The 20473-nt window shown below is 44.6% G+C and carries 16 protein-coding genes; 6 read left to right on the top strand and 10 right to left on the bottom strand.

Going from position 1 to position 20473, the window contains the following annotated elements:
* From VMW01_12515 to VMW01_12525, 3 genes are all read right to left on the bottom strand, one after another.
* Positions 1-829 (bottom strand): helix-hairpin-helix domain-containing protein (locus VMW01_12515; GenBank protein ID HUW07075.1); only part of this gene is annotated, 829 nt, incomplete at its 3' end.
* Between the two features lie 115 nt (positions 830-944).
* Entirely contained in the window at positions 945-2003 is a 1059-nt protein-coding gene (locus VMW01_12520; GenBank protein ID HUW07076.1) for a class I fructose-bisphosphate aldolase, read from the bottom strand.
* Between the two features lie 81 nt (positions 2004-2084).
* Positions 2085-4475 (bottom strand): BamA/TamA family outer membrane protein, encoded by a 2391-nt coding sequence (locus tag VMW01_12525; protein HUW07077.1) that lies wholly within the window; start codon positions 4473-4475, stop codon positions 2085-2087.
* Between the two features lie 249 nt (positions 4476-4724).
* Between VMW01_12525 and VMW01_12530 the strand changes: the two genes are divergently transcribed.
* Positions 4725-5495, top strand: coding sequence for an RNA methyltransferase (locus VMW01_12530; protein ID HUW07078.1), 771 nt, complete (start codon positions 4725-4727; stop codon positions 5493-5495).
* Here VMW01_12530 and VMW01_12535 read toward each other — a convergent pair.
* From VMW01_12535 to VMW01_12550, 4 genes are all read right to left on the bottom strand, one after another.
* Entirely contained in the window at positions 5485-7041 is a 1557-nt protein-coding gene (locus VMW01_12535; protein HUW07079.1) for an FAD-dependent oxidoreductase, read from the bottom strand. The two genes, VMW01_12530 and VMW01_12535, sit on opposite strands and share 11 nt — an antisense overlap.
* A 5-nt stretch (positions 7042-7046) precedes the next feature.
* Entirely contained in the window at positions 7047-7781 is a 735-nt protein-coding gene (locus VMW01_12540; GenBank protein ID HUW07080.1) for a porin family protein, read from the bottom strand.
* Between the two features lie 114 nt (positions 7782-7895).
* A complete protein-coding gene (gene ubiE / locus VMW01_12545) occupies positions 7896-8609 on the bottom strand; it encodes a bifunctional demethylmenaquinone methyltransferase/2-methoxy-6-polyprenyl-1,4-benzoquinol methylase UbiE (GenBank protein HUW07081.1) in 714 nt (237 codons plus the stop codon).
* A 157-nt stretch (positions 8610-8766) separates the two neighbouring features.
* The gene (locus VMW01_12550) at positions 8767-10842 is read right to left on the bottom strand and encodes an AIR synthase-related protein (GenBank protein ID HUW07082.1); all 2076 of its coding nucleotides are present in this window, start codon (positions 10840-10842) and stop codon (positions 8767-8769) included.
* 218 nt (positions 10843-11060) lie between these two features.
* On the opposite strand from VMW01_12550, the gene VMW01_12555 reads away from it, so the two are divergent.
* Positions 11061-11825 (top strand): SDR family NAD(P)-dependent oxidoreductase, encoded by a 765-nt coding sequence (locus VMW01_12555; GenBank protein ID HUW07083.1) that lies wholly within the window; start codon positions 11061-11063, stop codon positions 11823-11825.
* 64 nt (positions 11826-11889) lie between these two features.
* Here VMW01_12555 and VMW01_12560 read toward each other — a convergent pair whose 3' ends face one another.
* Both VMW01_12560 and VMW01_12565 read right to left on the bottom strand, forming a co-directional pair.
* Positions 11890-12318, bottom strand: coding sequence for an NUDIX domain-containing protein (locus VMW01_12560; GenBank protein HUW07084.1), 429 nt, complete (start codon positions 12316-12318; stop codon positions 11890-11892).
* Between the two features lie 66 nt (positions 12319-12384).
* Positions 12385-13461, bottom strand: a complete 1077-nt coding sequence (locus VMW01_12565; GenBank protein HUW07085.1) for an Ldh family oxidoreductase — start codon at positions 13459-13461, stop codon at positions 12385-12387.
* A gap of 371 nt (positions 13462-13832) precedes the next feature.
* Here VMW01_12565 and VMW01_12570 point away from each other — a divergent pair, with 371 nt between their 5' ends.
* A complete protein-coding gene (locus VMW01_12570) occupies positions 13833-14543 on the top strand; it encodes a CBS domain-containing protein (GenBank protein HUW07086.1) in 711 nt (236 codons plus the stop codon).
* Positions 14544-14618: 75 nt separating this feature from the next.
* On the opposite strand, the gene VMW01_12575 is transcribed toward VMW01_12570, so the two are convergent.
* On the bottom strand, positions 14619-15368 hold the full coding sequence (locus VMW01_12575) for an NADPH-dependent oxidoreductase (protein HUW07087.1): 750 nt from the start codon (positions 15366-15368) through the stop codon (positions 14619-14621).
* Between the two features lie 218 nt (positions 15369-15586).
* On the opposite strand from VMW01_12575, the gene VMW01_12580 reads away from it, so the two are divergent.
* The 3 genes from VMW01_12580 to VMW01_12590 all read left to right on the top strand — a co-directional run.
* Positions 15587-16021 (top strand): Rrf2 family transcriptional regulator, encoded by a 435-nt coding sequence (locus VMW01_12580; protein ID HUW07088.1) that lies wholly within the window; start codon positions 15587-15589, stop codon positions 16019-16021.
* A gap of 59 nt (positions 16022-16080) precedes the next feature.
* The gene (locus tag VMW01_12585; GenBank protein ID HUW07089.1) at positions 16081-17868 is read left to right on the top strand and encodes a hypothetical protein; all 1788 of its coding nucleotides are present in this window, start codon (positions 16081-16083) and stop codon (positions 17866-17868) included.
* Between the two features lie 611 nt (positions 17869-18479).
* Positions 18480-20473 (top strand): Ig-like domain-containing protein (locus tag VMW01_12590; GenBank protein HUW07090.1); only part of this gene is annotated, 1994 nt, incomplete at its 3' end.

The raw sequence follows: 20473 nt of genomic DNA on the forward strand, positions 1-20473 counted from the left end.
TAAGCCTGTAATACTCAATGGCACGGGCTTGGTAGAGGGTGAAGTATGGATGAGAGGCCAGCGTATCGACCGAAACGCTATTTAACTCGATGTGTGTAATTAGTGAGGTGTCTAGAACAAGAATTCCTTTAAGCTGCTCAATTGTTTCCAGCTTGATGCCGTAAATATCGGCCAGCTGACTAATGGAATAAAAACCGCCTAATCGCTTACGATATAGCAAAATACGCTTGGCCGTAGCGGGGCCAATTCCCTTTAATGCAACCAGCGAGGCCGAATCGGCAGAATTCAATTCTACCCTAAGCCCTGCCAGTAGGGCTATGCTATCATGGTAGCTACGTCGATTGGGATTGGACGATGTTGTTTCACCCTTATATGGCAAGGAAATATAGGGCTCAATGCTCCCGTAAAGCTCCGCTGTTAGCCCATATAACTTTTCTACATCCTCCCGGTAACGAAATTTTCCCCCATGGTTTCTATAGGCCAATAAACTTTTGGAAAACCTTTCGGGCAGTCCCATTTGGGTCAGCTCCTCTGAGGAAACAAAGTTGGGATCGAAGTTATTCATCACCAAAGTTGAACTTTGCTTAGATGTGGAGGATGGCAAAGGCTTCCATCCATAACTTCTTTCGTTGGAGTCATCCTGAAGGCGCTGGTTTAGTTGCGCTGCCAACTCTGAAAGGCCGGGATCGATTTTTGACACCTTGCGCTCTGGATAGAGACAAACAATCAACGCAATTGCTCCAACTAGTGCCAGCAGCATTAATACCCCTTGGCGTTCGCTACGTGAAAAGGAGAACCACTCCTTTGAAAAGCTCCTCCAAAACCCCATGCGAATATGGTTAAGATGGGTTTAACATTATATAGAAAAAGGGGTATCTAACAAAGAAAGAACGCAAGGTTGGCCGTTCGTTGTGCCAACCTTCGTCCTTTTTGATTCTATAACGCTAGGCTATGGCGATTTCCTTTGCCAGATATACGTCCTGAATTGCGTTGAGCAAACGAATACCATCAGGCATCGGCTTCTGAAATGCTTTTCGGCCGGAAATTAAGCCCATTCCTCCTGCCCTCTTGTTAATTACCGCGGTAGCAACTGCTTCGGCCAAGTCAGATTCACCGGAAGAAGCACCGCCAGAATTGATCAACCCCGACCGTCCCATATAGCAGCCGGCGACTTGGTACCGTGTTAAATCGATGGGGTGATCGGTTGTGAGCTGAGAGTAAACTTTATCGGAAGTCTTCCCAAAGCCAATTGCCTTAAACCCACCATTGTTCTCAGGGAGCTTTTGCTTAATGATATCGGCCTGAATAGTCACTCCTAGGTGGTTAGCTTGACTAGTAAGATCGGCAGCAACATGGTAATCGACCCCATCCTTTTTAAACGCATTGTTCCGGAGATAACACCAAAGAACGGTTGCCATACCAAGCTCATGGGCCCGTTCAAATGCCTCAGCAACCTCCACCAATTGCCTATTGGATTCCTCTGATCCGAAGTAGATGGTAGCACCCACCGCGGTGGCTCCCAAATTCCAAGCCTCATCCACCGACCCAAACATAATTTGGTCATACTTGTTGGGGTAAGTAAGCAGCTCATTGTGGTTCAACTTTACAATAAAAGGAATCTTGTGAGCATATTTGCGGGAGCAAGCGGCCAAAACCCCAAACGTAGAAGCCACAGCATTAGCGCCTCCTTCAACGGCCAGCTTCACAATATTTTCTGGATCGAAGTAAATGGGGTTTGGTGCAAAAGAGGCTCCTGCGGTATGCTCTATCCCTTGGTCTACTGGAAGAATTGAAAGATACCCGCTACCGCCTAAGCGTCCATGGCTGTATAGCTGTTGAAGGCTACGCATTACTTGTGGGGATCGATTGCTTAGAGCCACTACCCTATCGACAAAATCAGGCCCTGGCTGGTGCAGAGCACTCTTGTCAATTGTTTTACAATTATGATTGAGCAGATAATTCGCTTTATCGCCCAACAGTTCAACAATTTTACTGTACAACATGGCAAATCAGGGATTGATTAAACCCAAATGTACGCAATTAATTTATCTAGATAATTTTAAAATAAGCTAATTTGTAGCAGATTAGAACGGATAGTTAATGCCAAAATGGAATACCACATCATTAAAGGTAAGGGGTTGGGTGCCAAGAACCCACCTATTGGCAAGCGGTAACGAAGGGTCGTAGGCCTTAATGCCAGCATCGATTCTAAAGATAAAAAAGCCAAAGTTAAAGCGTATTCCAAGGCCAGTTCCAATGGCAATCTCCTTATAGAAACGCTTTACGTCAAATTGGGCACCGGGACGTGTATCTTCTGCATCAATAGCCCATATATTACCGGCATCGACAAAGTACGCGCCCTCCATTTTCCATATAAGTTTAAACCGGTATTCGAAGTTAGCCTCCAACTTCATATCGGATGAAACGCTGGGGTAAGTTGTGGTGGAGTCGGAACGGTACGATCCGGGGCCAAGCGAGCGAACCTGCCAGCCCCGATTACTGTTTGCACCCCCTGCAAAAAATTGTCGTTCAAGAGGTAAGACCTTGGAATTGCCATATGGGACCCCAATTCCAGCATAGGCCCGATATACAAAAGTGTTTGCCTCGTTCAGCACCTGATGATAAACATAGGTAACCTCACCCCTTATATATTGTGCATATTGGGTTCCCAGAACCCGGTAAGAACCATCGAGCTTAGGTTCGCTGAATGTCTTGCTGAACACACTTAGCAAGTTCCCAGCCATGTCGGCATTCACCCTAAGATAATAGGAATTACTTGGTTGGCTCTTCTCATTCTTAGAGTAGATAAATGAATAAGAAGCCCCCGCAACCAAGTGATTTTGATAGCTATTTCGCAAAAAATCGTCAGTCAATTGATCCAGAAAACTGGCAGAGACCACTGGCAAATTTACGATATTGACATCGATGGGATTCACCACCATGGTGATATGCTTATTCTGATTCCACTTGTAACCAAACGTATAGTTTACTATGGTTCTCGTATAATCGGGACGCCGCTGAAAATTGTAAGAAAGAGAAAACTGAGTTTTGGGATTGTATGTTGCCTGATTATCGTTTATATGAAAAGGCATTAAAAAACGAGGAATATTAAGCGAGGTATACACTCCTGTTTCAACGGATGTGCCAAATGTATTGGAAGTTGTCTTTTTAAGAACCTCCACGGCCTCCTTAAACTTAGCTTCAAAAGACTCCGCCCCTCTGAATAGATTCTTATGCTGATAACTAAGATTGCCAGCAATTCCGTAATCACCAGATGAGTTGGTTCCTTCCAACTCCACCGTATAACTTTGTTGACTTACGGGAAGAAGAAGCACATTGCATGTTAACTTCGGCTCAACCTTTCCTGTTGTATCAATGTGGCTATCCATGTTTTCATCAATAACTACATCATCAAAAAGTTCCTCCGATGAAGGTTTGTTTTCTTTTTTACCCTTTGGCTTTTCCTCAAACTGAAAGGAGATATTGCGAAACAACCTCAAGGAGGAGAAGTTGTTGTAGGTATTGTTAACGTCCCGTTCACTGAAAAGACTATCGGGCATGATATAATCGGCCCTATAAATGGTGCTGGGCTTAAGTTTAAATGTTTTTCTGTAAAGAATATTCAGCCCCAAATAAGGTATGGTATCATATCCTTTCATGTAGGTAGAATCGGTTATTGCTTTAACGCCGTCATAATCGGTCAGGATATTGACTTGGCTAATCCTAAATTTCTGGTGAGGAACTCGAATTATCTTTCCATCGTCTGTTTTAACCGGGAAGTTGCTTATTTTCATGGTTAATGCAACCATCTTATTTCCCAAGGAGGTATCGGCAGTATAGGTGATAAAATTTTTATTGAACTTATAATAGCCGTGGTTACGCAACATTGAGGTGATTCTATCTCGTTCGTCTTCCAAAATATCCTTATCAAAAGGAATCCCACTAACAAGTTTTTTATTAGCGGTATCGGAAAGCACCAAATTATATACCGCCGAATCGGGAATGCTTAATGTTACATCATCAATGGTATAAGGTTTACCAAGGGTTATGTTAAAAACCTCCTTCACAGTTTTTTTACGAGAGTAAATCAGAGTATCGTGCAGCAAATAGTTGTAATAACCCTTACTGTTGAGAAAGAGACCCACCTGCTCCATGCTTTTGGTGTGAAGGTAGCTATCGTAAATAACAGGCTCCTCCCCAATACGCTTCAGCCATCCGCTAATGCCATTGTTTTTCGAAGGAGAAGAGAGGTCGTAGAGCCCAAGGTGGAAGCGAACAAAGAAAATTCGCTTGTTTGGCTTCTGCTTCACGTACGACACAATCTCATCGGGGCTAACACCTTTACCATCTACCTTAATCTCGGTCGCATTGAGAAGATACTTTCCCTCAGGGACATACTTTGTATTAGAGCATGAATATGCAACAATTAAGATTAGCGTAAATAAGATGAACTTATTTTGAAGCGTACGCAGCATAAAAAAAATTTAGCCTAAAGTAGAAAAATAATCTTTGAAAATGTTACCGCATAATAGTTGTTATGGAACGCTCAATGGTTAAAATCATCAATTCATTCTTCAGTAACAGTTAAAGCCCAAAGGTATTTCATAATTTTGCACAATGAGGATGAGTTAACCCAACAATCCAACATTTTGGATTAGTGAAATTATCTTACCTCGAGGTAGAGCATAACACCGCCACAAGTATACTAAATAATAGACTTTAAAATGGTGCTTACAAAACATCAAATTACAAAGCTTACTGCACTTCGCCAAAAGAAGCATAGGGCTGAAGAGGGATTGTTTATTGCCGAAGGGGAGAAACTCATTTTGGAGTTACTCAAGGCAGGACTTGTGGCCAAAGAAATTTATAAGGTTGAAGGTGTAACCCCTCCATTGATAGATTCTACACCAGCCCTGGTTTTTAAGATTTCGTCGAGCGAAATGAAAAAAATTTCAGGGCTTTCATCCCCCTCTCCCGCACTGGGTGTTTTCCATGTTCCACAGTATAATTCCGACCTAGTTGCTATGCAGCAAAAATTAATTGTTGCTATTGACGACCTTCAAGATCCGGGAAACCTAGGCACCATTATTCGGCTTTGCTTATGGTTTGGCATTGAAGACCTTATTTGCTCAACAGGAACGGTGGATTGCTACAACAGTAAGGTCATACAATCCAGCATGGGGGCTATCGCAAAGGTCCGAATTCACTATAAAAATCTTCCATTATTTTTAAATGAAGCAAAAAATAGCGGGCTGGAAATTTATGGCACCTTTTTGGGAGGAGAGAGTATTTACCAAGCATCGCTAAGCACCTCAGGAGTGCTGGTAATGGGAAACGAGGGAAATGGTATTTCGCCTGAGGTGGCATGCATTATTGACCGAAATATTACAATACCATCCTTTATGTCGGGAAATTTTGGAGCCGAATCGCTTAACGTAGCCACCGCTACAGCCATTGTGCTGTCCGAATTTAAGCGAAGAATTGTTAATGGCTAAGCCAATTGGCCACCGCATCAGCACTTGCTTGTCCATCTATGGCAGAAGAGGTAATGCCTCCCGCATACCCTGCCCCTTCACCGCATGGAAACAAGCCTTCAATCTTACTATGCATAAGCGTTTGCTCGTTCCGAGGAATACGAATGGGTGATGATGTTCTGGACTCCACCCCTAGGATTACAGCTTCGTTAGTTAAAAACCCACGCATTTTTGTGTCGAAAGCCTTGAATGCCTCTCTCAGCCGTTTACTAATTGGCTGAGGAAGCCACTCGTGCATTTCGCTGGAATTAAGGCCTGGATGGTAAGAGCAAGTAGGTAGTTGGCTGGAAAAACGCCCAGATACAAAATCGGTTAGACGCTGAGCGGGAGCTTTCTGACCTCCACCACCATGCTCGAATGCCTTTTTCTCTAATCTCGACTGCATTGTCAAGCCGGCCAAATCGCCATAACTCTGGTATGAACGTAAATCGTCCAACCGAATCTCAACAGCAATCCCGGAGTTTGCAAAAGGAGAATTTCTCTCACTGGGGGACATGCCATTTACAACCACCTCACCTGGCGAAGAGGCCGCTGGAACAATAAATCCTCCTGGGCACATGCAAAAGGAGTATACCCCTCTTTCATCGGCTTGATGGACCAATGAATAGGAGGCTGCGGGGAGATATTCACCCCTAGATGGAATATGATACTGAATTGAGTCGATGAGTGCTTGAGGATGCTCAACTCTAACGCCCATTGCAAATGGCTTAGCCTCAATGGTAATACCCTTTTTGTATAGCAAGTTGTATATATCTCTTGCGGAATGCCCCGTTGCCAGTACAACAGCCTTCGCCTTAAATGTTTCTCCGCCACAAGCCACCCCACCAATTCTATTCCCAATTAGCAAAATATCGTCGACACGCTTGTTAAAATGCACCTCACCCCCAGCCTCAACAATGGCCTTAGTTATGGCCGTAACCACCCTTGGCAACACATTGGTCCCAATATGTGGGTGTGCCTCATAAAGAATGCTATCCTGCGCACCAAACTGGTGAAATATTTTAAGAATTTGAGCCACATCGCCTCGCTTTTTCGAGCGGGTATATAGCTTGCCATCGGAAAAGGTTCCGGCACCACCTTCCCCAAAGGCATAGTTTGAATCGGGATTAACACGTTGATCGCGGTTAATGGAGGCAATATCGCGCTTTCGAGCACTTACATCTTTTCCTCTCTCAATTACTATAGGCTTGAGACCTAGTTCAATCAAGCGCAGCGCAGCAAAAAGACCAGCTGGACCAGAACCCACAACCACCACAGGTTCAGCCAAACTTACGTTGCGCAGCTTAACGGCATCCTCAGCATAGTAGGTGTCATCTTCATTAATGAACACAAGCAATCCCAAGTTAACTTTTACCTGCCGGCCCCTAGCGTCGATGGACTTACGTATAATGCGGATTGCCGAAATTTCTTTCGGCGAAATACTCAACTTTTCAGCAACTAGTGGTTTGAAAAATTGCTCATCAGAAGCCTGTTTTGGACTTAATGAAAGCGACAGCTCAACTGGCATGGTAACTATTCGAAATGAAAGGAAATTACAAAAATCTGTGACTTAATCTGGTCGATTGATTTCACGTATCCTTCGCCTCCCTCCACCAAGTCTGGAGAAAGAACGTTTAGCAATCCTGAAGAATACTTCATCTCAATGGAAAACTTAAAGTAGTTGAGGTAAAAGTCAAGCCCGGCACCATACTCGTAGTAAAGGTCGTATTCATTAAGCCTTACATATATCCCCTCCTTATTGTTCAACTTTTTAAAGGCAGCTACATCAAAGCGAGGATTAATGCCAGCAATAAGGTAAGGCCGAATATCACCAGACCGTTTTGCCTTATACTTCAGCAAAAAGGGAAACTCGATAAAGGAAGACTCCAACTTCATGGTGGTTTGCAGGTTACCTGTTTTGTTGAAGAAGTTCAAATCGCGCTGACCAAACGATAAACCCGGAAGAAAGCGCAGGCTAAAGGATTGGTTCAACCGGTAATCCATAATTATGTTGACATTGAAACCTGGAACTTGGTCGCTTACATCACTCCACAAAATAGTGGTATCGCCGGGAGCTAAAACCTGCGGTTTCCCATTGTTCTTGACCGTGAAGTCCATAATGTTAAAGCCAAGGGAGAAACCGAAGTGAAGTGGCTTCCCGTAGTCATAATCGAGCTGGGTGAACGGTTTTTTTTGAATCTGGGCAAAAACCTGTTTTGCCGGCAAAAGCAAAGCTGCAGCAACCAGAACAATTAGAAGAGATTTCAACCTATTCAATATTACAAATGCTAAGTTTTACAATCAGCCATTATAGCTGCTGGTTATAATCATTTATTCCAAGGTTTATACACCCAGCTTCAAAGAAACGGCGAGGTAGCTCAATTATTGTCGCTTCTTCTTTTCCTCCTTAATGCCCGTGTATATGGTAGCAATCCCAAAGCTTAGCCTTTTTTCGCTTACACTACTAAACCCAGCATCTCTTAGCCGTTCCAAAAATTGCTCCCCATCGGGAAATTTCAGCACTGAGTCAGGCAGATACTCGTAAGCCTCACTGTTTCCTGAAAATATTTTTCCAAATAAAGGAAGTATTTTAAGAAAGTAAAATTTGTAAAACTGTTTTACCGGAAAGCGTCGAGGCATGGAAAATTCAAGAATGGCAACAATTCCGTTTACCTTTAATACCCGTTGCATCTCCTGTAACCCAATATCGAGGTGGGAAAAGTTTCTAACGCCAAACGATACGGCCACGGCATCAAAAGAGCCGTTGGGAAAAGGAAGGTTTTCAGAATCGCCATACAGCAAAGAAATGGTTTGACTCAGCTTCTTTTTGGCAACCTTTACGCGACCCACCTCAAGCATACCCTCCGAAATATCGACCCCAACAATGCCAGCAGGATGTAACTTAGAGAGGGCAATTGCCAAATCACCGGTACCAGATGCAACGTCTAAAATTCGCTGTGGTGCATGAGGCCGCAACAGCCTCACTATTTTGCGGCGCCAAACTTTATCAATATTGAGTGAGAGAAAGTGATTTAAAAAATCGTAAGTAGGGGCAATATTGTTAAACATGCCCACCACCTTTTCTTTATCAGCCATAATAAATCCAACAATTTTCGACAATACTACTACTTTTCACCACCCAGGAATCGATAAGAAACCTTTCCCGCTGGCAATCAAAATGCTACAACAACCGCATTCGGTTGGCTTGATAATAGCCATGCAAATTTGGGTAATTTTTAGTTAACAGGCATAGCTACACGTAAAGCTTTTGTAAATCGTTGATAAATCCACAGGAGATATCATCAACGCGAACCTCAGCCTTAGTAACATGGCCTAGGGTCCTAAAGTTCTGTTGCTGTGCTACCATAAAATCAATAAACTGAACTTCTCTGGTAGAAGGCACTGTAACCACTGCCATTCCTGGGGACTCGCCAAAAAGGAAGATGTTTGTCTCAATTTCTGAATCGGTTGTAATATCGAAGCCTAGGCTATGCAAATGACCGCACTCCACAAGTGAGGTGAAAATGCCACCCCGCCCAACGCTGTGTGCCGAATTCAGAATGCCCAACCGGTATAGCTGTAGCAACGCCTTTTGCAAACGGAACTCCCGGTGGATATCGAAATAGGGAATGTAGCTGGCATTGGAATGGCCTAGGCAGGTTTCCAACTCGCTTCCGGCAAGTGAAATAGCAGGTTCGCCCAGAAGATAAATCATATCACCCTTATCCAGAAAACTTCGCGATAGCGGAGCCGATCCATCGACAACTCCCAAGATAGCCACTGCAGAAAAAACTGCAGATTTTTGCACTGGTCTCAATTTAATAAAAGGCTGCTGGGCCGATCCTACCACACCCCATTGATCACATACCTTATAAAATAATCGTTGCAGCTCTTGCACCCTGCTGTCCTGTTCCTCGTTATCACCAAATATCGCTGGCATTAAGGAAGCCTGCATTGGAATTGCACCCGAGCAAATCACCTTACGAGTAGCCTCCGCAAAGCTAAGGATAAGCGATTTTTCAGAACTAATCTGAGACATCCTTGGGTTAAGAACCTGTGCCATTGCAATGCTTCTCCTTGCCTCGGGGAGTACGGCAATTCCTGCATCGGATGGATTACTCAGGTTTGGGCCGCTTAATAAGCTTGAGTCGAATTGTTCCCGAAACCACATTTTAGGAGAGAGGCTTGAGCTGGATAACACCAGCATTATGGCATCGATAAGCTCAACTTGAGATGAGCCCCACTCAGTGCTACTTTTTTCAAATGTTGGTATATCAACTGTCTCCATCTCCTCTTTGGGCATCTCAAGTTCGCTAATAATGGCAAGGTCAATAGCGATCAACTCCTCACCGCTTGCCTCTATAGTTACAACCGGATTTTCTTCGATGCGCCCAACTTTGCTGTATGGGATGTCCCACTTCTCAAGTATTACCTCAAATATAGGCTCCCTCCCAACTGGACAAACAACCATGAGCCGATTAAGCGTTTCAGCGCCTAGCAGTTCTAATGTGGTACATGAATCTATTCCCAACAACACTTTTTTAACATCAAACCGCATTCCCAGATTCCACCGCAACGAGATGGCTAGTGCTGTTCGCAATAAGCCAAGCGTAGTGAGCGGTTGTACATCCGAAATGACTTCTGCCTTAAAAAGTTCACCGAGGGCAAAATCGAGCTGCTTGGCAAAAATTCCTGTTTGATGGTTCTCCACATTTTCTTTAAAATCAAATGCCCGCGAGAGAATAGATACTTCCTTACTATAAAACTCAGGCAAGGTATAGTTGCCAATGAGGTAAACGTTGCTGCTAACCAACGGTTTACGCGTACAACCAACCCCCTTCCTAATACCAACTAGGCTGCTACAAACAAATGGTTCCGGATCAATATCGGAAGAGATATAGACTCCGCCCTCCACCAACGGGATTCCTAGACCTTGTGTAAAACAGCTCAAAGTTTTGGTTGCATCACTTGCAATTTTATCAACGCTAACACCCGGTGAAACCGACCAATGCGATAGCGCGGCTGGTTTAAAACCATTAACAGCCAACTTCCAAAAACTCTCCGCAATTCGCTCCAAACCGTCCACAAGCGGTGTTCCATTGGAGTATGCCACCGACTGGTTAAGTGCAGCATGCCAGCCGGGAACCACCTCAGTATGTGTGTATATAGGATCACTGGACAAAAGCTTCGCCTGCACGACAAGAGTAAACATTACCATTCGCTCAAGATCGCTACTCTGCTCATCCAGCTGCTGCAACAGCCGTTCCAGAACATCATCCGAAAACCGTGCTTCGAGTAATAACACCTTTAAAGATTCTAGAGAAGCCATTAGCGTTCATCAATTTAAACACAAATATAGCCAATTAATGTTTTTTCATGCTACATAACAGTTACAGGGTTGAAGTTTAAGTTGTAATTTTGGGTTCAAATTGCTGAAGGGTGAAATGCCTAAATGGTGTTTTGTTTGGCAAATTGTTGGGACAACACCTCAAACAATTAATGGCATTGGAATTACCCTTTTACCAGCTCTAAAAAACTACCAATACAATGAAAAAACTTGCCCTTATTACAGGAGCAACTTCCGGAATTGGAAAAGCAACAGCTCTGCTGCTTGCCGAAAATGGCTATAGCCTCATAATTACCGGACGTAGAGCAGAATTGCTTGAGAACTTAAAAAAAGAAGCGGAGGTTAAGTACAAAGCGGATGTGCTAGCGCTAAACTTCGACGTGCGGAACAATGAAGCCGTAGAGGCCGCCATTAATGAACTACCAGAACGGTGGCGAAAAATTGACGTATTAATCAACAACGCAGGCTTAGCCGTTGGCCTAAACCATATTCAGGATGGCGTTGTGGACGATTGGGAAAGAATGATTGACACCAACGTTAAGGGGCTTCTCTACATTACTCGCAAGGTTGCGCCCTTAATGGTGGAGCAAAACTGTGGCCACATTGTTAATATTGGCTCCATAGCAGGCACAGAGGTATATGAAAATGGCAATGTATACTGCGCCAGCAAGCATGCCGTTGAGGCACTAACTAAAGCCATGCGCATCGACTTGCTAAAGAACAATATTAAGGTTACAGGAATAAGACCAGGAATGGTTGAAACTGAATTTTCAGAGGTGCGCTTTAAGGGTGATACTGAAAAGGCAGAGAAGACATATCAAGGTCTAACGCCGCTCTTTGCTGAGGATATTGCAGAAACCATTCTTTTCGTGATAAGCCGCCCCAGCCATGTGAATATTAACGAAATAGTGGTAATGCCCACTGCCCAAGCAAGCGCAACATACGTGAATAGGAAAATAGATTAACGTTGTGACTGAATAGAAATAAAAGAGCCTCGAAAATTCGAGGCTCTTTACATTAGAGGGGTATCTAAACGCGATTTTTGTGTGTAATCGCAGTGCGGTATAGCAGTGGTTGAATCTCTGGATAGGTGAGCTTAAGCTCTGGAGGTAAGCTATCAGAAAGCATTACCTCTCCCACCTCAAAGTGTAATTCCTGTTCCATATCCTCAATGTTAGCATAGTATAGTCGTCCAAAGCTGGTATTCCCATTTATCGTAACCGAGTAGTCACAAATCTGTTCCATCTCATAACGGATGGCTCCTGTTTCCTCCTGCAGCTCTCTGCTCGCGGTTGCATCAATTGCTTCTCCCAACTCCCTTCTACCACCGGGGATTTCCCAAGTTACCCGCTGACGGTTGCGCACCAGTACAAGCTGCTTTCCAACAAAGGCGCATATTACTGCATAGTGCAGCAACTCATCGGTTACGCTCCCAATTTCATGAAGATTAGTTTCCATTGTCAGTAACTAACTAAAAGAAGATACTGTTGCAGAATCTCCTCTCATAATCAGGTTTAATTTCGCTTACTCAGCCCTAAAGGGAACATTCAACTTTGAGGCAATATCGGCAAGGTCCTTAATAACAGGAGCAATAAGCGTTATCCCCTCCTTGGTAATACGCTCCTCGTTAAGCCGCTCTGGATCGCCGGGAATCATCACCTTTGGCTGCCCTTGAATGCTCTCGGCACCGCGGAAGGTTTCAATCCACTCATCCATTTTCATCTTAAACTCACTTGCAGGTCGAAATGCGTCGATACGCATGGCACCAAAGAAATGGCCAAGCCCTTCCCCAACACTTTTCTCAAGTAAGGGTAGGTAAGCCACCTGAGGTGGTACGAAAGGTCCAAAGTTGGCCCCAGAAAAAACAGACGAAAAAATATCTATAAGGGAACCCATACAGTAGCCCTTATGGCTTCCATGATCGGCACTTCCACCAAGTGGCAGGATTGCGCCACCATCCAGAAGTATATCGGGATTGGTGCTCGGATTACCGTGCTTGTCCTGCACAAAACCGTAGTCAATTGATTGTCCCTTTTTTCCCATTATGGCCAACTTGCCTCGAGCAATTGGTGTAGTTGCAAAATCGGCCACAAATGCTGGTTGACGCTGGGTTGGAAAAGCAACTGCAATGGGATTGGTACCCAAAAATTTGCTTGTTGAATTGGTTGGGGCCACCAGCGGATTGGCATTGGTCATAGAGATTCCAACCATGTCGTGCTCCAGCGCCATCATGGCGTAGTAACCCGCAATGCCAAAGTGGTTAGACCCCTTGGTGGCAACCCATCCGGTACCAACATTCTTTGCCTTTTCAATGGCAATCTCCATGCTGCGCTTTGCAGCAACCGGGCCTAAGGCATTGTCGCCATCAACTGTTGCTGTGCTAGGCGTTTCGTGCACAATGCGAACGTTGGGCTTAGTATTTATTCTGCCAGCCTCAACCAGCAAAAAGTAATCCTTTACCCGCATCATGCCGTGCGACGAAAGGCCACGCAGCTCAGCGCGAATCAACAGCTCAGCCACCGCCTTTGCATCGGCTGTCGGGCAGCCCATTTTTTCGAACAGATGAGTGGTAAACTCCTCTAGGTATTGATGTGTATACATGGTTGTTCCCGTTTAAAATTTACACAAGACGACAAAGGTAGAAAAATGAGGGTTAACGAAACAGTTGAAAATGAATTTATGTGAAGAATTAATCAAGGAGATTAGCAAATTAGGGCTTTAGAGGGTTAGATAAAGGATATAGGCTGGTAGATGCTTCTGATTCCTGATTCCTGATTCCTGATTCCTGATTCCTGAATTCTGGTTTCTAATTCGTTATTCACTGTTCACTAATAAGTCTGTAGGTTTGCAGCCGCAGAACTTCGGTCTCCGATCTTCCGACATTTATTTAACTTGTCACTGTTGTAACCTGTCACTTGTCGCTGTTGTAACCTGTCACTAATTTCTCTACCTTCATGGCAAATTATAGCGCTATGGAACAACAGGCAAATTCAGAACAGTTTATCGACCTATTTACAGAGATTGAGCAGAAGCTACGGGACATTTGTGATGACCGATACCACGCTGGATTTGCTGAGCTGGTGAGAAAGGCACGGAGCTTTCATCCGGTAGTGCAGCGATACGCCAACGATCTACGGGAGTTCGCCGAGCTGCGCAACGCCATTACCCATACCCGCCGCGAAAACTTCATCATTGCTGAGCCACACAACGACGTGGTAACCGAAATAAGGAAAATTCGTGATATGCTGAATAACCCACCACGGGTGAGCACCATTCCCTTTTCTCCTCCCTACTTTGCAACGCCACAAACTCCCATCATGGAGATGCTTAAAACATTTGCAGAAAAGGGGTTTATGCGCTGCCCGGTGGTAGATCGAAATCGGATTGTGTGCCTGATAACGGCAAAATCATTAGCAAGGTGGATCACCGAAAACTTCGCCCATCGTGGTCAGCTTGACGGTGCGCTGCTAGAGGAGGTTATTCCCTATGCGGATGCCAGAGATTTTGCCGTAGTTTCCAACCATGCCGACATCATTACCATATACGATATGTTTAAGCGATCGATGAAGCAGGGCAGCTACCTGCAGGCCATTCTAATTACCGAAAATGGTAGTCCAACCGGTCACCTGCAGGGAATATTAACACCTAGCGATCTTCCAAAGATTGTGGAGAGGATGGATTAGCAAGAACCTGCTTATCCGAACAAAAAACGCCCTGATTATAATCAAGGCATTCTTATTATTGATTCGACGTTCCGGTTACTCCTGGTTATTCATAAATCCTTGGTCGTGCAACACCTGAAGAAATACCTTTGAGAATGCTACATTGTCTTTTTTGGTATAGCGATTATCGGTAAATACTTGAGCTAGCGTCTCCTTGTTGTTCTCCGTCAACAGCTGCTTGGTAAGTGGCATTGCCTCCTTCTCGGCGTAGAGGCGGTTAATATCGGCTACAGAGTAATCGTGGTAAACCTCACGATGGACAACGGCCTCCAGTGGCAAACGGTCGGTTAACTCGGGAACCTCCTCAGGGTAACCTACCACCACAGTAGTAATCGGAACTACCCCTTTGGGCAACTTAAGTACTTCAATTATCTTATTGGCAGTATAGGTAGTTGTTCCTAGGTAGCAGATGCCCAACCCATTTTCCTCAGCAGCCAAGCAAACATTCTGAGAGACCAGCAGGGCGTCAATGGCAGCAGTGGTAAGGGAGAGAAAGTTGTCGTAGCCCGGAACCGCATTTCGCTGTTCACACCACTTATTAAACCGGTTAAAATCGGCGCAGAAGGTGAGCACTACTGGTGCTTGAGTAACCATAGCCTGATTGAAATGGCACGGAGCCAGCTGCTGCTTTATTTCGGGGTTAGTGGTAACCACAATACTGTAAACTTGCATATTCCCGGTTGTTGATGCACGAGTTCCAGCTAGCAGAATCTCATTGATAGTTGCCTCATCAATTGGGGTTGATTTATACTTGCGGATGGATCGATGGTTCATTATTGCATTCATGGCGTTTGTTTTTTTGTGGTTCAAAGGTAGAAATTTGAACCGTTGTTGGCAAAAGCTAATTCGGTAGAACCACCTTTCTTCATAAACATATTTAGAAATAGAACCCAACATTGGTAACCATCCTCCCTTGCATATAAAATAAAATCTTCATGTAGTCCTACTAAATTGATAGACTATAATTAAAATAGTGTAACTTTAAATCGTTAAAATCGATAACCTTGATTTCCAGAAAGACTAGATATTCGCTAATGGCTCTGCTTCGGCTGGCAAAGGAATACGGCAAGGGGCCTGTTCAAATTTCGGATATTGCCCAAGGGCAAGGAATTCCACAAAAGTTTCTTGAGAGCATTCTAAACGACTGCAAAAAGTTGGGCGTGGTGCAAAGCAAAATGGGCAAGTCGGGTGGTTATTACCTAATCAAGCCACCCGCGGAAATTGATATTGCCTCCATTTACAACCACTTCGAAGGGCCTATATCCATGCTGTCATGTGCCTCCGAAAAGCACTACCAATCGTGCGAGTTTTGTAGAGATGAAGAAAAATGTGGAATACGAAAAACGTTTAAAAGGGTAAGAGATCTCTCATATGAGATTCTCAAAAACACTACACTGCAGAGCCTTATTGACGACGACGAAACAACTGCATATAAATAAATCGTAGCACAATACTTTCTCATTTTTTAGGTTTGCACTACAGCATAACCTTTACTTCCATGAATAGGCAGGTTAATTCCCGACTTTCCTCACCAGCCGAATTTGCAATTAGATCATTTTTCTGGCCTATTGATATTTATGGAAAATCTTTTGCTCTATCGTTAATCGCTATTCTAACCTTTTTTTTAAACACCCCAGCACTGGCGCAAGGCAGCCATGCCTTAACGTTTTGGAGCACCAATTCCCATCAACCACTCAAGACAGTAGCAATTGACACATACGACAGCACCCTTGTAGCTGCTCAAGTAGATCGATTCATTGCCTCGCTTTGGACAAAGGGTTATGCTGCAGCTGGGGTAGATTCCATCCATGGCGATTCTGTCAACACCAACATTTTTATCTACAGGGGAACCCGCATTAAAAGGGTACGCCTTGGGTTAATTGTCCCCAGTGGAAACTACCAGCTTCCCACCGCCATTAAGCAGAAAAATCTCTCCCTCTTTTCTCTTTTCAGCACCACCGATCTCCTCCTCTCCAAAATGGAGAACCAAGGATATCCATTTGCAACGCTGTTGTTCGATTCGGTTAGCATTGAACACAATACACTAAAGGGGTCTTTACGACTTTTACCCGGAACCTACGTGGTATTCAACACCCTTATAATAAAAGGTAAGTACAGGGCCAACAGAAATTACCTCGATTATCTGCTGGGCATTCGACCTGAAATTCCATACAGCGAAAGGCAGGTTCGCCAAATAGGAAGCACCATTAGCCAGCTAGGATACCTGACCTCCATTCGACCAGCAGAGCCGGAATTTATTCCAAGTAAAGCCAGAGTTTATGTCTATCTGAATCAGAAAAAGGCCAACCAAGTAAGTGCACTTATTGGACTTGCAGGCAAGGAGACCGGTGGTGGAGTTACCTTCCGGGGTGATGCCACGCTTAAGCTGGTCAATACCTTTAATATAGGTGAGCAGGTGCAGCTGCAATGGAAGAAGCTCGATACCGACGAGCAACGGCTCGAGGCTGAGGCCTCCTTTCCTTGGTTGGGGCTTGGTGGTTTTGGCAGTGCAGGTTCGCTCAGTATCTATCGCAAGGACACCTCAACCTTGGTGGTTAACCCAAAAATTACGCTTATGTGGAGCGGCGTAACTGGCCACAGGCTCACCGGATGGTTCGAGTTGAAAAAGGTGGCCAGCAGTGGCACTACCACGGTAGCAGGATATGGCAATAGCAGCTCCACGTTCTACGGCGTAGGCTACAGCTACTACCACCTTGTAGCAAACCAATTCCCCTCTTCCGAGATTAATATTGCCACGGGGGCCGCCCTTGGAAGCCGCCTAGCCGACTACGTCACCAATTCGGGTGAAACCGTAGCTCAAGCCTCCACAGCCTACTCGCTTAACGCCAAGCTGGGAGTATACCACAGCATTGCAGGAAAGTTAGGGCTTTACTGCGCCTACCATGGCGGTGCTGTTGGCGCGTTTGGAGGCAATGGCTACAATCGCCTTTTTTACAACGAACTCCTCCGCGTGGGTGGATACTCCACCCTTAGGGGATTTGACGAGGATTTCTTCTGGGTCTCCTCCTTCCACATTGCTACCGCCGAAGTACGCTACTACTTTGAGCGTGAGAGCTACGGCTTCTTGTTTATCGATAAAGGCTACCTCGAGCGCAGCTGGCTTAACGGCTTCGACACCTTTAAACCAACTGGGGTTGGTATTGGAACCCAGCTGGAGGTAAGCGGTGGACTTTTTCAGCTAGCCTATGCCCTTGGCTCCACCAATGGTGGCATGCCCCAATTTAAGGATGCCAAGGTGCACTTTGGGTTTACGGCAAGGTTTTAGGAGAAAGAAGTTAGAGGAAGTTAGAGGAAGTTAGAGGAAGTTAGAGGAAGTTAGAGGAAGTTAGAGGAAGTTAGAGGAAGTTAGAGAATTATTAGCAGAGCGGAAATCCCGATTTATTGGGGCAACAAAACGAGTTACGAGTTAGAGGTGACAGATGCTACAGCCACAAGCCTTAATTCCTCAGTGGAACTCGGTGGAAAAATAGTGACAAGTGACTGAGTTACAGGTGACAAAAAAGTCCGAAATCCGAAGTAGTGCAAAAACTTACCCATAGCAGTTAACTTCATCAGAAATCAGAAATCAGAACCGACCGAAGGGAGCTCGACGATGCCAATTCTCAGCAGTGGGGTTGGCAAGTCAGGGGGTGACTTCTTGTTTCCGAGATATAGTCACCCCCTGACTGTTTGATTTTTTCAATGCAATCGTTTGCGCTTAACACCTAATAATCAGCGGATAACAAAACAATAGCTATTTTTTAACCAAATTTTTCGTAAAAAAGTTTGGATTTCCTCTACCTTTACATAACTTGTTTCCCCTTTCACTTGTGGAATTTGAAAGGAACAAATTGATAATAAGCTACAAACACTAATTGTTTAATTAAACCTAATGCTATGAAGCTAAAAACTCTACTCACAACACTGCTCACAACAACCTTGCTGGTCACTACGGCGGCTACCGGTTTTGGGCAGTTACTTTTAAATGAAAATTTTGATTACGGCACTACCTCAGGTAATCTAACCACAATTACTACTAATTGGGCTGGATTTTCTGGTACGACACAAGTAGGATATATTGCAACAAGTTTAAGCATGGCAGATTACCAATCATCTGGAATTGGTGGAGCTGCAACCTACAATACGGCTAATTCAGAAGATATCACAAGAACCTTTGCAGTACAATCATCTGGATCCATATATGCTAGTTTTTTGCTAAGTGCAACAAATAGTAGTACAAGTGGCACTTATTTTTTTACGTTTAGAAATAACGCTGGTGCCTTTTTTGGCAGGTTACAAAGCAAGCAAGGTTCCGCTGCTGGAAAACTTGTTTTTGGTATTGGAGCTGGCTCGACAATTACCTTTGGAACTAATGAATATGATGAAAATACAACATATCTTGTTGTAATTAAGTATGATTTTGTTGATGGTGCAGCCAATGATGTTGCTTCCTTATATATCTTAACTGCTCCAACTAATACGATTCCGGCAACACCTGAAGCAACGTCAACTAGTTCATCAGATCCAACAGAATTAAGTGCTGTTGCAATTAGACAAGCAAGCGGCTGCGGTACAGGAACTATAGATGGAATGAGAGTTGCTAACACATGGCAGGAGGCTGCTGGAATAGATATGACAGCTCCTGTTGCCACCTTCGACCCTGCAGATGTTGCAACCGGTGTATCTAGCGCTGTTAATCCTACCATTACCTTCGATGAGCCCGTTTTTGCCATTGGTGGTGCGGCCATCACAGACCCAACATCGCTTATTACCCTTACCGAAACCGATGCAATGGGTACAGCAGTGCCTTTCACCGCAGCTATTGACGGTGCTAGCAAGGTAATCACCATCACGCCAACCTCAAGTCTCACCCCTGGACAACTATACTACCTAGCTATTGCCCCAGTTCAAGATGCTGCCGGCAACGCTACTGTTGACCAGAGCATCACCTTTACAACTGCAGCCACGCTGAGCACTGCCACCGAAATTACAGGTTTTACACTTGCTAGTGTTGATGGCACCATTGATGCACCAAACCACACGGTTAGCGTGGTGTTACCTTACGGAACCGACGTTACCGCCCTTGTTCCAACCATCACCCTTTCAGCTGGTGCTACCGTTGACCCTGCCAGCGGAGTGGCTCAGGACTTTACCAACCCAGTTACCTACACAGTAACTGCTGAAGATGGAGTAACAACAATGCCTTGGATGGTTACCGTTACTTTCGCAGCCCCTGAGTTCACCGCCACCTATCCAAAATCGGCTAACGTTGGTAAAAATCAATTTGATGTAGTGGTAAATTTAAAGAGTGCTGCAAAGGTATACTTCCTAGAGCAAGCCTCAGGTACTGCTGCACCTACCAGTGCTGATGTAAAGGCATCAGGTACTGTTATCGATGTTACTACCGCTGCTACAGATTTCTCCTCCACCATAACTGGACTATCTGCAAGCACCGCCTACGATGTTTATTTTGTAACTGAGGACAACGCAGGAACCATACTTATGGATACCCCTGTTAAGCTAACTGTTACCACATCAGCCGGCACCTTAACCATTCACGACGTTCAGTACACCACCGACGCTTCGGGTGACAGCCCATACAATAACCAAGTAGTTACCCTCAACGGCACCGTTACCTCGCTTAAATACACTGCTGCTGGTGCCTACTCAGGTTTCTACATTCAGGATGCTGCCGGTGCTTGGAACGGTATTTATGTATACACCAGCACCTATACCGTTGCACAAGGTGATAACGTATCTGTAACAGGTACCGTAGTTGAATATAAGGGAACAGGAACTAACCTTTCTGGCCTTACTGAAATTAGTCCTGCTACGGATGTTACAGTTATCAGCTCGGGTAACCCACTTCCCGATGCAACACTTGTAACTAC

Source organism: Williamwhitmania sp., assembly GCA_035529935.1.
Lineage (GTDB): Bacteria > Bacteroidota > Bacteroidia > Bacteroidales > Williamwhitmaniaceae > Williamwhitmania.

Excerpts from the sequence above, each read along its gene's own strand:
- VMW01_12585 (HUW07089.1), top strand. The coding sequence starts at position 16,081 with ATGAATAGGCAGGTTAATTCCCGACTTTCCTCACCAGCCGAATTTGCA.
- VMW01_12575 (HUW07087.1), bottom strand. The coding sequence starts at position 15,368 with ATGAATGCAATAATGAACCATCGATCCATCCGCAAGTATAAATCAACC.
- VMW01_12560 (HUW07084.1), bottom strand. The coding sequence starts at position 12,318 with ATGGAAACTAATCTTCATGAAATTGGGAGCGTAACCGATGAGTTGCTG.
- VMW01_12570 (HUW07086.1), top strand. The coding sequence starts at position 13,833 with ATGGAACAACAGGCAAATTCAGAACAGTTTATCGACCTATTTACAGAG.
- VMW01_12530 (HUW07078.1), top strand. The coding sequence starts at position 4,725 with ATGGTGCTTACAAAACATCAAATTACAAAGCTTACTGCACTTCGCCAA.
- VMW01_12535 (HUW07079.1), bottom strand. The coding sequence starts at position 7,041 with ATGCCAGTTGAGCTGTCGCTTTCATTAAGTCCAAAACAGGCTTCTGAT.
- VMW01_12550 (HUW07082.1), bottom strand. The coding sequence starts at position 10,842 with ATGGCTTCTCTAGAATCTTTAAAGGTGTTATTACTCGAAGCACGGTTT.
- VMW01_12520 (HUW07076.1), bottom strand. The coding sequence starts at position 2,003 with ATGTTGTACAGTAAAATTGTTGAACTGTTGGGCGATAAAGCGAATTAT.
- ubiE (HUW07081.1), bottom strand. The coding sequence starts at position 8,609 with ATGGCTGATAAAGAAAAGGTGGTGGGCATGTTTAACAATATTGCCCCT.
- VMW01_12555 (HUW07083.1), top strand. The coding sequence starts at position 11,061 with ATGAAAAAACTTGCCCTTATTACAGGAGCAACTTCCGGAATTGGAAAA.
- VMW01_12565 (HUW07085.1), bottom strand. The coding sequence starts at position 13,461 with ATGTATACACATCAATACCTAGAGGAGTTTACCACTCATCTGTTCGAA.
- VMW01_12525 (HUW07077.1), bottom strand. The coding sequence starts at position 4,475 with ATGCTGCGTACGCTTCAAAATAAGTTCATCTTATTTACGCTAATCTTA.